Genomic DNA, 12,799 nt, shown 5'->3' with positions numbered 1-12,799 from the left:
GTGGCCCGTGCACCGCAGGCCCTGGAGGCCGACCGGTGACGGCACAGCAGGCTCAGCCGAACGGTCTTCTGCTCATCGATAAGCCTCCGGCGCACACGAGCCACGATGTCGTTGCCCGCACACGGAAGCGCGCCGGAACCCGAAAGGTCGGCCACGCGGGAACACTCGATCCGATGGCGACCGGGCTGTTGATCCTCGGAGTCGGCCCCTCCACGCGTCTGCTGACATACGTCGTCGGGCGCGATAAGGAGTACGTCGCGACGATCCGCCTCGGTCAGTCGAGCACGACCGACGATGCCGAAGGCGAGCTGGCATCGCCCGCGACAGAAGCCGAGACCGCAGAGATTGACGAACCGGCGGTGCGCCGCGCGATGGTGCCGCTCACCGGAGACATCGCGCAGATTCCCTCGACAGTGAGCGCCATCAAGGTCGACGGGAAACGGGCCTACGCGCGGGCGCGAGCGGGAGAAGACGTGGAACTCGCGGCGCGGCCGGTGACGGTGGCTGCCTTTGACCTGCACGCGATGCGCCGAAGCGCTCCATTCGTCGACCTCGACGTCCGCGTGGAGTGCTCGAGTGGTACGTATATTCGCGCACTCGCCCGTGACCTGGGGACCGCTCTCGGAGTCGGCGGTCACTTGACGAGCCTGCGACGGACCCGGATCGGACCATTCTCGGTCACGGATGCTGTAACCCTCGACGAACTCGCCGTCCCCGACGATCTGCTCACCTCAGCCGACGCGGCTGAGTCTCTCTTCCCCTGCGTGACACTTGACGGTAGCCGTGCTCGTGCTCTTGGGTACGGGCAACGCATCGCGCCCGACGGCTTTCCAGACACCACCGAGCCGATCGCGGCACTGACAGAGGACGGACATCTGATCGGCCTGGTCGAGGTGCGAAAGGGTGTCGTGCGCAGCCTCATGAACTTCCCGCAGGGCACACAGGGAACGCGATGATCCTCGGGTTCACAATCGCGCAAGTCGCTGTCGCCGGTCTCGGAGCCCTGCTGTGTCTGGTTCTCGGTCTCGTGGGGCGAGTGCCCAACGATCTGACGATGGGGGCCGTCGCGCTCGTTGAGGTGCTTCTCGTGGCGCAGCTGGTCACGGCACTTGTGGCGCCGGCCGTGGGAAACACGGCAGAGGGCAGCCTTCTTGAGTACTACACGTATTTGATCAGTGCGCTCCTCGTTCCTCCGGCTGCCGCGTTCTGGGCACTCGTTGACAGGTCGCGGTGGGCGACGGTGATTCTGGGGGCCGGATGCCTGACCGTGGCGATCATGGTGTATCGCATGCAGCAGATCTGGGGAGCCTGATCCGCAGGTAGAATCGGTGAGAAATGTCTTCTCCCTCCTCCGCGCCTGTCCGCGGCACGCCACACCCTCGTCTGTCAGGGTCCGGTCGAGCACTCATCGCCGTCTATGCCGTCCTCGCTCTCGCGGCGACGGGACGCTCGTTCGTCCAGATCGTCTCGAAGTTCGACGAGGCCCCGCTCGCCTACACGCTCTCCGCGCTCTCGGCCGTGGTCTACATCGTCGCTACGATTGCCCTGGTGAAACGCGCACGTGTGTGGCACACCATCGCGTGGGTGACGATCAGCTTCGAACTCGCCGGCGTCCTGGTGATCGGCACGCTGAGCCTTGTCGAAGCCGCGTGGTTCCCCCACGACACCGTGTGGAGCGTCTTCGGCCGCGGATACCTGTTCATCCCCCTGGTGCTGCCCGTGCTCGGCATGATCTGGCTGCGATCGCAGTCACGAGCGAAGGAGTCTGAGTGATCATCTTCCGGAGCGTTGACGAGATTCCCCAGGACTTCGGGCCGAGTGCCGTCACCATCGGCAAGTTCGACGGCGTCCATGCCGGGCACCGCGCCATTGTGTCTCAGCTGCAGGCGATTGCCGCCGAGCGCAGCCTGAGGAGCGTCGTCGTGACGTTCGACCGCAACCCTCTGGCTACGATCGCTCCGCAGGCGTGCCCCGAAGCGCTCGTCAGTCTCGAGCAGAAACTCGATCTTTTGACCGAGACGGGAGTGGACGCCTGCCTCGTTCTGACCTTTGACGCTGAGCGTTCGGCGCAGACCGCGGAAGACTTCGTGACCGAGCTGCTTACACGCTCCCTGCACACACGGGCGATCTTCGTGGGTGATGACTTTCGCTTCGGGCACAAGGGCCGCGGCACCGTCGATCTGCTGCGGTCGATGGCCCCGGAGCAGGGCTTCGACGTGCTGAGCATCCCTGACGTCGCCCCCTTTGGCGATCGCCGCGTGTCGTCGACGTGGGTTCGCGAGCTTCTGGCGGCGGGCGACGTCGCGGCAGCATCCGAGCTCCTTGAGCGTCCGCACGCGGTGCGGGGGATGGTCGTGCACGGTGCGAAGCGCGGGCGCGAACTGGGCTTTCCGACGGCGAACCTGTCACCGGATATGCAGGGACTGATCCCCGCTGACGGTGTGTATGCGGGGCGGATGCTCGTGGGCGACGAATGGTTTCCCGCCGCTGTGTCTGTCGGAAACAATCCCACGTTCGACGGCGTCGCGCAGAAGCAGGTCGAGGCGTACGTTCTCGACAAGGAGATCGATCTGTACGATCGCGTCGTTGACATCGAGTTCGTGCAGCGGATCCGCGGCATGGTCGCCTTTGAAGGCATCGAGCCGCTGATCGCGCAGATGACAGACGATGTCGCGCACGTGCGTTCCGCTCTGGCCTGACGACGCGGATCCGGCCCGGTTAAGCGAATCCGGGTGACGGAGACCCCGGGCGCACGGGCGCAACAACGCGGGCCGGGCGTGACGACGGGTCAATCGAACGGCGCCCGGCGAGATAGAGGATGATGCTCTCGGCCGTGCCATCGATCACCTGGGTGCCGCGTCCGATCGACCAGTCGGCGTCGACGGCGTTCAACACACGGTGGCGCAGCAGCGTCCGGACGTCGCGCGAGGCCGTGCGGCGTGCCAGCGTCGCGACAGTGTGCGTCGATGTCGTGTCGAAGGCCAGACGCACACCCACGGGGTGCGCCGCGTCATACCCGTGCACGATGGTCTCGAGAAGACGGGGAGAGGAGCCGCGTTGATCACCCGTGCTGAACCGTCGCGAGATGAGTGTGAGGTCGTCGACGAGCTCTCCCGTTGAGCGCTTCTGTGCGATCGACAACGCGATGTCCGACATCGCGTGCGAGGGATTCACATGCCGACCGGTGAAACTGGCGCGGGCGATGTCTTCCATCATCACGGACGCGGGCGCAGACACACGCCAGAGGAGGTGCGCGACCGCCGCCTTGACGGTCCATTCGGAGCAGAGGGACGGAGAGTTCCACTGTTCATCGGTCAGGCCTGCGACGCCGTCCCGGACGACGAGGAGTGCCCGTCCGACGGCATCGTCCGTGTCTGTCGTGGTCATGTCTCCAGAGTAGGCTGATTTGGTGACGGGTGAGCGAAGAAAACTGTGGGCGGGTCGGACACTCGCGATACTGGGACTCGTTCTCGTCGCCGTCAACCTGCGCACGGCGGTCGCAGCCCTGTCGCCTGTTTACGACATCATCGACGGGGAGTTGCACGGCGGTGCCGTCGGGCTGGGCGTTCTCGGGATGCTCCCGCCGCTGTGCTTCGCTGTGTTCGGTTTGATCACTCCGTCGCTCTCGCGTCGGTTTGCTCTCGAAGAGCTGCTCGTCGGCTCGCTCGTCGTCATGCTGGTCGGCCACGTCATGCGGGGATTCGCGTGGAGCTTCGAGTCTCTGCTGCTCGGCAGCATCCTCTGCTTTGTCGCCATCGGAGCGGGCAACGTCCTGCTTCCGGCAATCGTAAAGAAGTACTTCTCGGACCGCTTGGGCCAAATGACGGCTGTGTACACGACGGTGATGTCGATCGCGACGTTCGTGCCTCCACTGGTCGCGGTTCCGATGGCGCACGCGGTGTCGTGGCAGTTCTCTCTGGGCATCTGGGGGCTGCTCGCCGTTTTGGCCATCGTTCCGTGGTTGATTCAGAGCGTGCTGCGCCGGCGTTCCGCGCGCAATGACCCGGGAATCGCCGAACTGCGCGATCGGGCGGCGAAGCGCGTGGCGCACTCGCGCACCGCGTGGGCGCTCACCTTCGCTTTCGCAACATCCTCATCCGTTGCTTACACGTCGTTCGCGTGGCTTCCGCAGATCCTCACCGATGTTGCGGGCAGCAGCGCGACAGCTGGGGGAGCGCTGCTCAGCCTGTTCGGGTTCTTCGGGCTGCCCGCTGCCGTCATCATGCCCCTGCTTGCGACTCGCATGAAGCGGCCAGCGGTCCTGGTGTGGTGCGGCGGCTGCTTCATCCTTGCCGGGGTGCTCGGCCTCTTGGTGGCGCCGCAGACAGTGACGTGGCTGTGGGTCTCCCTACTGGGTTCGGGCCCGCTGCTGTTCCCCCTGGCGCTCACCCTGATCAACCTGCGCTCCCGTTCGCACCAGACGGTGATCGCGGTGAGCGGGTTCGTGCAGGGCTGCGGCTATGTGATTGCCGCTGTGTTTCCCCTTCTCATCGGTGCGATGTATGAGCTCACTGGCGGGTGGACCGTGCCGCTGATCCTGCTGGGACTCATCGCGCTGCCGACATTCTGGTCGGGGCTTGTCATCGGCAGACGTCACATGATCGACGACGAGCTCGCCGCGTAACAGCGAGTGTGCAGCATCCGTCCCCTGAGTGCTCATATGAGCAAATAGGGCTACGAGTGTTGATGTGAGCAGGCGGCCTGTCTACGCTGAGAGCGGGAGGAGACCGCTATGCCCCGTATTGACACTGCCGACGACGAGCTCCTCTCGATCCGTGCGGCTGAGCTTTACTACGACGAAGACAAGACCCAAGACGAAGTGGGTGCGATTCTCGGACTGACCCGGTGGAAGGTCGGCCGTCTGCTCGCCGCTGCCCGTGAGAATGGGTACATTCGCATCGAGATCGTCCATCCGCGTGCGCGCAAGCTTGCACTTGAACGCCAGTTGCGTGAACGGCACGGGCTGACGGATGCTGTCGTGGTCCCCGTCGCCGGCGCCCGCAGTGAGAGCGAGCTTCGCGAACGTGTGGCGCAGGGCGCTGCTGATTACCTCGCCGCTCTGCGGCCGGTGCCGCGCATGCTCGGGATCAGCTGGGGCCGCACGCTGCATGATGTCGCCACGCTGTTGGGGGAGCAATGGGCCGTCGGCGTTGACGTCGTGCAGGTCAACGGCGGAGTCAGCGTCAACCAGCGTGCAGGCACCGCAGCGGCGACGGCCGTCGAGATCGCCCGAAAGGCGTCGGGCGAGGCGACGCTTCTGCCGAGCCCGGCCATTCTCGAGCGCGTCGAGACGAAGACGAGCATCGAGAACGATCGCACAGTGGCCGCCGTCCTCGACGAGGCCGCGGCGGCAGCCGCCTACCTGTTCAGCGCCGGTCCGGCCACCCACAGCTCGGCGCATATTCAGAGTGGCTACTTGACGACCGGCGAGATGGACGAACTCGTGCGTCGGGGTGCCGTCGGCGATGTCTGGGGGCGCTACATCAACGCCGAGGGCATGATCGTGGACCCGGCACTCGATCAGCGCACGCTCGGACTCGGGCTGACGAGCCTGCAGCACGCATCGACAGCAATTCTCGTCGTCTCGGGTGAATCCAAGCACGCCGTGACGCGCGCGATCGTCCGCAATGGCCTCTGCACCGCCCTGGTGACGGACGAGGCGACGGCACTCGACCTTCTCACCGACACGTTCGGAGATGACCCCGATGACAAGGACAACAATGACTGACGAATCCGCGCTCGCCCCGCGCACTCGGGCACTTCAGCTTTTCGACGGCCTCGTCACTGACACGAGCCTCCGCCGCTTCCTTGAGGGGATCCCCGGCGTAGACGCGGTCGGCCTCGAGCAGCGCGCCGCCGCTCTCGGCACGCGGTCGATCAAGACGACATCGAAGGCCGCGGCCATCGACACGATCATCTCGATGATCGACCTGACGACGCTCGAGGGTGCCGATACTCCAGGCAAGGTGCGCTCACTCGTGGCGAAGGCGCTGGTTCCGGATGCCGGTGACGCGGCGTGCCCGCAGCCGGCAGCGGTCTGTGTGTACGGAGACATGGTGGCCACCGCCGTCGACGCTCTCGGCGCAGCGCACGGACAGATCAGCGTCGCGGCAGTGGCGACGGCGTTCCCCTCGGGGCGCGCGTCCCTGCGCGTGAAGCTGGCCGACACGGCGGATGCTGTGGCAGCGGGCGCCGATGAGATCGACATGGTCATCGACCGAGGCGCCTTCCTCAGCGGGCAGTATGCGCAGGTGTTCGACGAGATCGTCGCGGTGAAGCGCGCCTGCCGTCGTGAGGACGGCACGTCCGCGCATCTCAAGGTGATCCTCGAGACCGGTGAGCTGAACACGTACGACAACGTGCGCCGGGCGTCGTGGCTGGCGATCCTGGCCGGGGCCGACTTCATCAAGACATCGACGGGCAAGGTCTCGCCCGCCGCGACATTGCCTGTGACGCTGCTGATGCTCGAGGTCGTGCGCGACTGGTTCCGCCTCACGGGGGAGCGCATTGGAGTGAAGCCGGCTGGCGGCATCCGGACGTCGAAAGACGCCATCAAGTTTCTGGTCACCGTTGCTGAGACCTGTGGTGAAGACTGGCTGACTCCCGAGCTGTTCCGGTTCGGCGCATCGAGCCTGCTGAACGACGTGCTGCTGCAACGGCAGAAGCTGGCGACCGGGCACTACTCCGGCCCCGACTACGTCACCATCGATTGACTCGGAAAGGCGAGAATCTCATGAGCTTCCTCGAATATGCCCCGGCCCCCGAGTCGACGGCAATTCTGAATCTGAAGGACGAATACGGCCTGTTCATCGGCGGCGAGTTCGTCGAAGGGTCGGGAACAGCGTTTTCGACGATCTCTCCCGCTGACGAACGGGCGATCGCGACCGTGCAGACGGCTGACGCCTCTGATGTCGACAGAGCTGTCGGTGCGGCACGACAGGCGTACGAGCGTGTCTGGTCGAAAATGTCGGGTGCCGATCGCGGTAAGTACCTCTTCCGTATTGCGCGTCTCGTGCAGGAGCGGGCGCGTGAGCTTGCTGTTGCCGAGAGCCTCGACAACGGCAAGCCGATCAAAGAGAGCCGTGACGTCGATGTTCCGCTTGTCGCCGCCTGGTTCTTCTACTACGCGGGATGGGCAGACAAGCTCGACTACGCGGGCCTCGGCCCTAACCCACAGTCACTGGGGGTTGCCGGCCAGGTGATCCCGTGGAACTTCCCGCTGCTCATGCTGTCGTGGAAGATCGCCCCGGCACTGGCGGCCGGAAACACGGTAGTCCTGAAGCCGGCAGAGACGACCCCGCTGACAGCCCTGCTGTTTGCCGAGATCGTGCAGCAGGCGGGGCTTCCCGCCGGCGTGGTGAACATCATTACCGGGGCTGGATCGACGGGTGAGGCTCTTGTGCAGCATCCGGATGTGAACAAGGTTGCCTTCACCGGGTCCACGGGCGTCGGGCATGCGATCGCGAAGTCGGTGGCGGGCACAGGCAAGAAGCTGACGCTCGAGCTTGGTGGCAAAGCTGCGAACATCGTCTTTGACGATGCACCGATCGATCAGGCCATCGAAGGCATCGTGAATGGAATCTTCTTCAACCAGGGTCACGTCTGCTGTGCTGGGTCGCGCCTGCTGGTGCAGGAGAGCATCCACGATGACGTGATCGAGAGGCTCAAGAGTCGGCTGTCGACGCTGCGTCTCGGCGACCCGCTCGATAAGAACACGGATATCGGTGCCATCAACTCCGCTGAGCAGCTGGAGCGCATCCGAACGCTGACCGAGGCGGGGGAAGCTGAGGGGGCCGAGCGCTGGACGGCGCCGTGCGAGCTGCCGTCGCAGGGCTATTGGTTCGCGCCGACGATTTTCACGGGAGTCTCGACGTCACACCGCATCGCGCGTGAGGAGATCTTTGGCCCGGTGCTTTCGGTTCTGACGTTCCGGACGCCAGCCGAGGCAATTGCGAAGGCGAACAACACCCCGTACGGGCTGTCTGCCGGCATCTGGTCAGACAAGGGCAGCCGCATTCTCGCGGTGGCCGACAAGCTGCGAGCGGGAGTCATTTGGGCGAACACGTTCAACAGGTTCGACCCGGCGAGTCCCTTCGGCGGTTACAAGGAGTCCGGCTACGGCCGCGAGGGTGGGCGCCACGGCCTTGGTGCGTACCTCGCTCCGGCTGGGGCGCCGGCGGCGATCAGTGAGAAGAAGACACGGACGCGTACGACGCGCACGGCCACGAAGGAGAACCGGAAATGAGCAGGCTCGCGGTGCCCAAGACGTACAAGCTGTTCATCGGCGGAAAGTTCCCGCGCTCGGAGTCCGGTCGCACTTTTGAGATCCTGTCGGCCAAGGGTGACTTCCTCGCCAACGCGGCAAAGGCCTCCCGCAAGGACGCTCGAGACGCGGTGAAGGCTGCACGAGGCGCGGTCTCGGGCTGGTCGGGTGCGACAGCCTACAACCGCGGTCAGGTGCTGTACCGCATTGCGGAGCTGCTTGAGGGGCGCCGCGGGCAGTTCATTGATGAGATCCAGCGTGGCGAGAACGTCAGCCGCGCCATCGCTGAGAGGCAGGTCGATGACGCGATCGACCGGTGGGTCTGGTACGCCGGATGGGCGGACAAATACACGCAGGTTGCTGGGAACGCCAATCCTGTCGCGGGGCCATTCTTCAACCTCTCGGTACCGGAGCCGACGGGTGTCGTCGCGATGATTGCGCCTCAGGACTCGTCGCTGCTGGGACTGGTCAGCGTCGTCGCTCCCGCGCTCGTGACGGGCAACACCGTCGTGGTTGTGGCAAGCGAGCGGTTCCCGCTGTCGGCCATCACCTTGGCCGAGGTGTTGGCGACGAGTGACGTGCCCGGGGGTGTCGTGAATGTGCTCACTGGGTCGCCTGCGGAGATCGCGCCGTGGCTCGCCAGCCATGCAGACGTGAATGCGCTCGACCTTGCCGGGGCTGAAGACCTTGACTGGGTCGACCTGCAGATCTCAGCGGCAGACACCCTGAAGCGTGTGCTCCCGCCCGAGGGCGATGCGTTCCCGAGCCTCGACCGCATCACGGCGTTCACCGAGACGAAGACGGTGTGGCACACCAAGAGCATGCTCTGATTCACCATTCACCTGACGGTGCCCGGTGCGGTGCATGTGTGCAGGGTCGAGACCGTGCGGCCGAGCGAGTTGTGGCGGAAGCACATGCTGTTGAGCGCTGACAGGCACGGGCCTCAGCCTCGTTTCTGTCGCGATTCCACGCACTGCCTCGTCACTCGAACGCTGTCACGAGTGCGGCTATTCGTTCTCGATTGACGCGTGCATACGGCTTACTCCACCGCACAGCGTCACATCTTCGGAGCGTGGCTGTGGCGCTGCGTCCGGGTCGGAGCGTGTCTGTGGCGCAGCGTCCACTTCGGACGGAACCGTTTTCGTTTGCCGTCGCCTCTGAGGCTGTGTACTCACCACTGCAGGGAGTTCGTGAACACCCGTTTCTCGTGCTTCTTTGTTCATCAGGAGGCAGCCTTTCGTCGGTGCCAGATTCCGCTTCTCCGTCCACAGGCATGCGACTTTCCGAGTTATCCACAATGGTGTGTTGATCGGGGGTTTGTGTCGGTGGGAATGTCGGTGGCTGCTGTCACAATGTGTCCATGGTTAACGCAGGTTCGGCACCCGGGTTTGGGTCTTCGGAGGAGCCGGAGAACCGCGCCCGGTGGGCGGCTCCGGGTGTGCCTGAGATATCGGGGAACCAGCGTGTGCCGGAGCTGTCCGCACCGCAGTCAGCGGATCAGGGCGCGTCGGGTTTCTTGGAGAGCCCGGATGCTGCTGCTGCGCGTGCTGCCGAGGTGTCAGGTCGTGAGGTCGCGGAGGACGACGATGCTGCAGGTGTCATGAAGAGTCGTGACGCTGCTGCGAGTAACGTGGATGCTGCGGGCGCGGGTGATGTTGCGGGCGCAGGTCTAACGCGTGGGGAGGGCGTGGATGCTGTCGCGGTGCGTGCTGCTGAGGATGTCTTGGCCGGTGCTGCGGACCTCACCACCATCGATCCAGCAGACCTGTCGGCAGATGTTCTGCTCACGTTTGTGGGTCTTTTGGCGAATATTTCTCGGGTGGTCGAGGGTCGTCAGGTCAGTAATGTTGGTGATATTGCCCGACGGTCAGACACGGGCGCGGGGTTGGATGGTCTTGCTGCTCGTCACGGCTCCGCGTCACCGGCGGCTTTGTTTGAGAAGGTCACGGGGGTGAAGAACTCCACGGCGTACCGGTACACGAAGCTCGCTCAGCGCACCACTCCGAGGGTCTCCGACACCGGGTTGCCGTTGGAGCCGGTGTTTGCCCAGACGGCTGAGGCCCTTGCTGAGGGCACCATCGGTTTGGATGTGGCCGAGGCAATCACCTCCACGCTTGCCCCGGTGCTTCCGCGGGTGGCGCCGGAGCAGGTGGACTGGGCTGAAGCCACCCTTCTGGGTAATGCCACCGGTGCTGATGGTGAGGTGCCGGTGGCGGCGGATGTGTTGCGGGGTCAGGCGCGCATGTTTTGTGCTGTGTTGGATCCGGATGGTGTGCAACCGTCGGCGGAGGAACTTCATGAGGCCCGGTCGTTGGTGTTTCGTCATCTGGATGATGGGAGTATGCGTCTTACCGGGGTGCTCTCTCCGGAACAGGCAGCACACGTCACCCCGGTGTTTGACGCGTTCATGTCCAAACGCACCAGCCCGGCGTTTATGCAGGCGGATGAACTCGCCGCTAAGGAACAGGCACCGGAGAACCGGTCGAGGCCGCAGGAACGTGCGGACGTGTTCACCAGCATTATTGCCGGCACCAGCACACAGGACAGCACACCGAAACTGCACGGTCGTGCACCCACGGTTTTGGTCACCGTGTCAGAGGATGACCTGGAGAACGGGAACGGTGCGGCATGGTCGCCGGGGACACCAGCAGCATTGCCCATGTCGTTTGTGAAACAAATGCGGTGCAACGGCAACACCCGCAAAGTGACGCTGGATCAGCACGGGGATGTGTTGAACCTGGGAGACACGGAACGGTTTTTCACTGCGAAGCAGCGCCTGGCTTTGGTTGCGCGGGATGGGACCACGTGTGCGGCAGTGGACTGCGATATTCCCGCCTGGTTGTGTGAAGCGCACCACATTCAGGGGTGGGACAACGGTGGCCCCACCAACCTCGACAACGGTGTCCTGCTCTGCTGGTTCCACCACCGGTTAGTCGAACACGGCGAATGGGCGATCACCCGCAACCACGACGGCCACCCGGTCCTCGTGCCACCGGGCTGGTACGTGAACCGGAAGTATCTCGGCAAACGTCGCCGACAAGGTGACAATGAAGACGGCAATAGTTCCGGCGACAATCCCGACGGCGACGATCCTGGGGAGAGTCCACGCGGCGACGGTCCCGGAAGCGGTAACCGACCAAGCGGTAGTGACCGGCCCAGCGATGGTGGCAACTCCGAAGGCGGTGGCCATCCAGGCGGTAATGGCCGGCCGATCGATGGCGACCGGCCAGGCGGTAGTGGCCGTCCCGGAGGCAGTGGCAGCTTCGGAAACGGTGGCAGCTTCGGAAACGGTGGCAGTTCCGGAAACGGTGGCAGTTCCGGAAGCGGCGCCGGTTACGGAAGCGATTGCGGTTCCGAACAGAGAGGCAATCCCGAGGACCCAGACAGTCCCGGAGGACGCCCGCCCGATGATGGTCGAGATACCGGGCCGCGCACCTAACGTACGCGGCGGCCCCGACACCTGAGACGCACAAGCAGAACAGCTTGAAGCGCTACCCGGCGTGTGCTGCTGCGCGAGTCGTCCTCGAACAATCGTGTTGATGGATTCCGTGCCACAGACCGCCCGATGCGTCCCGGACAGGCATCGAGATACCGTGCCACGCGCCCGCGGTACGTCACGGCTACGACATCTGAATCGCACAAGCGGTACAGCTTGAAGCGCTACTCGGAGTGTGCTGCTGCCGCGTGAATTGCCCCGTCAAGAGTGGCGGTCGCTTCCATGCCGAACGTCGATAGGCCCGCAGAGGGTCAGTCTGAGAGATACCGGGGTGCGCCTGAGGCATGCGGCAGCCTCGACGGCTGAAGCGCCCGTGACGACACACTCGCCGTGTTACGAGGCAGGGTTGAGCTCTGAAAATGCCTCACCGTTCGATTCACGCATAGTGCCGTGACGACTGTGTGGGAGTCGACAGGAAGGTTGTCTGATCAGCTCGAGAGGTCACGAGGCGTGACATTATTGCTCGGTCCCCGAACCGACTGGGCTTTTGAAGATCTCCTGGTGCGTCGCAGCATCCCGCTCAATCATCCGCTGCAGGAAGGACGCCGGAATAAGCACAGTCCCGAAGAGGGGGAGCGCTTGTGTGAGGAGAGGACGAAACACCGTCCCCACCGTGAAGAGCAGATCCTGTCCCGTATTCGACATCATCATGACTTCATTGATGCCCGCGACGACACGATTGCCGACGAGCCCGACGACAATGCATCCGACCCCAGTCAGAAGGAGGATTGTCGCCAAGGACCGACGGTGCCGCACACTGATCTGACGACCATGGAGTGCTCGCGTCGGAAATGAGATGGCGAGAAACGCACATCCGCAGGTCAGCGTCCACGTCACAAGAGAGCTCAGTGGAAACAGTACAGCCAGCGCTGACTGATTCTGACCGGCATCCCTCATCAACAATTGGAGAATCATCGAACCGATGACGTTAGCGACGATCAGCGCCACGCCGATCCACAGCATCCGGTTCGCGTGTTTTCTGGCGTTCATGACCCTCCTCGGTGCATAATGTCACTGTCAGCGTATTGTCATATGCGGAC

General features: G+C 64.2%; 12 protein-coding genes. 10 read left to right on the top strand and 2 right to left on the bottom strand.

All coding sequences use genetic code 11. From position 1 onward, the window contains the following. Positions 1-35: 35 nt before the first annotated feature. Genes truB through OK352_RS08655 form a run of 4 tightly spaced genes read left to right on the top strand, consistent with a single transcriptional unit; the run spans position 36 to position 2,699 of the window. The gene (gene truB / locus OK352_RS08670) at positions 36-956 is read left to right on the top strand and encodes a tRNA pseudouridine(55) synthase TruB (protein ID WP_265141073.1); all 921 of its coding nucleotides are present in this window, start codon (positions 36-38) and stop codon (positions 954-956) included. After that, positions 953-1,312, top strand: coding sequence for a hypothetical protein (locus tag OK352_RS08665; protein WP_265141072.1), 360 nt, complete (start codon positions 953-955; stop codon positions 1,310-1,312). The genes truB and OK352_RS08665 overlap by 4 nt, the downstream gene beginning before the upstream one ends. Positions 1,313-1,335: 23 nt before the next feature. Continuing rightward, complete coding sequence (locus OK352_RS08660) at positions 1,336-1,773, top strand: hypothetical protein (protein WP_265141071.1); 438 nt, start codon at positions 1,336-1,338, stop codon at positions 1,771-1,773. Continuing rightward, on the top strand, positions 1,770-2,699 hold the full coding sequence (locus tag OK352_RS08655) for a bifunctional riboflavin kinase/FAD synthetase (RefSeq protein ID WP_265141070.1): 930 nt from the start codon (positions 1,770-1,772) through the stop codon (positions 2,697-2,699). The genes OK352_RS08660 and OK352_RS08655 overlap by 4 nt, the downstream gene beginning before the upstream one ends. Before the next feature lie 19 nt (positions 2,700-2,718). On the opposite strand, the gene OK352_RS08650 is transcribed toward OK352_RS08655, so the two are convergent. Next, positions 2,719-3,387, bottom strand: a complete 669-nt coding sequence (locus OK352_RS08650; protein WP_265141069.1) for a maleylpyruvate isomerase family mycothiol-dependent enzyme — start codon at positions 3,385-3,387, stop codon at positions 2,719-2,721. 22 nt (positions 3,388-3,409) lie between these two features. On the opposite strand from OK352_RS08650, the gene OK352_RS08645 reads away from it, so the two are divergent. From OK352_RS08645 to OK352_RS08620, 6 genes are all read left to right on the top strand, one after another. Then, positions 3,410-4,624 (top strand): MFS transporter, encoded by a 1,215-nt coding sequence (locus OK352_RS08645; protein ID WP_265141068.1) that lies wholly within the window; start codon positions 3,410-3,412, stop codon positions 4,622-4,624. 108 nt (positions 4,625-4,732) lie between these two features. Then, entirely contained in the window at positions 4,733-5,728 is a 996-nt protein-coding gene (locus OK352_RS08640; RefSeq protein WP_265141067.1) for a sugar-binding transcriptional regulator, read from the top strand. Further along, positions 5,721-6,713, top strand: coding sequence for a deoxyribose-phosphate aldolase (deoC, locus tag OK352_RS08635; RefSeq protein ID WP_265141066.1), 993 nt, complete (start codon positions 5,721-5,723; stop codon positions 6,711-6,713). The genes OK352_RS08640 and deoC overlap by 8 nt, the downstream gene beginning before the upstream one ends. Positions 6,714-6,733: 20 nt before the next feature. Continuing rightward, positions 6,734-8,245, top strand: coding sequence for an aldehyde dehydrogenase family protein (locus OK352_RS08630; RefSeq protein WP_265141065.1), 1,512 nt, complete (start codon positions 6,734-6,736; stop codon positions 8,243-8,245). Next, the gene (locus tag OK352_RS08625; protein WP_265141064.1) at positions 8,242-9,093 is read left to right on the top strand and encodes an aldehyde dehydrogenase family protein; all 852 of its coding nucleotides are present in this window, start codon (positions 8,242-8,244) and stop codon (positions 9,091-9,093) included. Before OK352_RS08630 ends, OK352_RS08625 begins: the two co-directional genes overlap by 4 nt. Positions 9,094-9,623: 530 nt before the next feature. Beyond that, positions 9,624-11,702, top strand: coding sequence for an HNH endonuclease signature motif containing protein (locus tag OK352_RS08620; protein ID WP_265141063.1), 2,079 nt, complete (start codon positions 9,624-9,626; stop codon positions 11,700-11,702). A 513-nt stretch (positions 11,703-12,215) separates the two neighbouring features. On the opposite strand, the gene OK352_RS08615 is transcribed toward OK352_RS08620, so the two are convergent. Then, the gene (locus tag OK352_RS08615) at positions 12,216-12,749 is read right to left on the bottom strand and encodes a hypothetical protein (RefSeq protein ID WP_265141062.1); all 534 of its coding nucleotides are present in this window, start codon (positions 12,747-12,749) and stop codon (positions 12,216-12,218) included. Positions 12,750-12,799: the final 50 nt, after the last annotated feature.

It is taken from the genome of Microbacterium sp. MPKO10 (assembly GCF_026107415.2).
GTDB lineage: Bacteria > Actinomycetota > Actinomycetes > Actinomycetales > Microbacteriaceae > Paramicrobacterium.
This window is presented reverse-complemented; position numbering and strand designations above follow the sequence as displayed.

Bases quoted from the DNA above. Each gene is read 5' to 3' on its own strand.
- OK352_RS08650 (WP_265141069.1), bottom strand. From the start codon at position 3,387: ATGACCACGACAGACACGGACGATGCCGTCGGACGGGCACTCCTCGTC.
- OK352_RS08625 (WP_265141064.1), top strand. From the start codon at position 8,242: ATGAGCAGGCTCGCGGTGCCCAAGACGTACAAGCTGTTCATCGGCGGA.
- OK352_RS08620 (WP_265141063.1), top strand. From the start codon at position 9,624: ATGGTTAACGCAGGTTCGGCACCCGGGTTTGGGTCTTCGGAGGAGCCG.
- OK352_RS08665 (WP_265141072.1), top strand. From the start codon at position 953: ATGATCCTCGGGTTCACAATCGCGCAAGTCGCTGTCGCCGGTCTCGGA.
- OK352_RS08660 (WP_265141071.1), top strand. From the start codon at position 1,336: ATGTCTTCTCCCTCCTCCGCGCCTGTCCGCGGCACGCCACACCCTCGT.
- deoC (WP_265141066.1), top strand. From the start codon at position 5,721: ATGACTGACGAATCCGCGCTCGCCCCGCGCACTCGGGCACTTCAGCTT.
- OK352_RS08615 (WP_265141062.1), bottom strand. From the start codon at position 12,749: ATGAACGCCAGAAAACACGCGAACCGGATGCTGTGGATCGGCGTGGCG.
- OK352_RS08640 (WP_265141067.1), top strand. From the start codon at position 4,733: ATGCCCCGTATTGACACTGCCGACGACGAGCTCCTCTCGATCCGTGCG.
- OK352_RS08630 (WP_265141065.1), top strand. From the start codon at position 6,734: ATGAGCTTCCTCGAATATGCCCCGGCCCCCGAGTCGACGGCAATTCTG.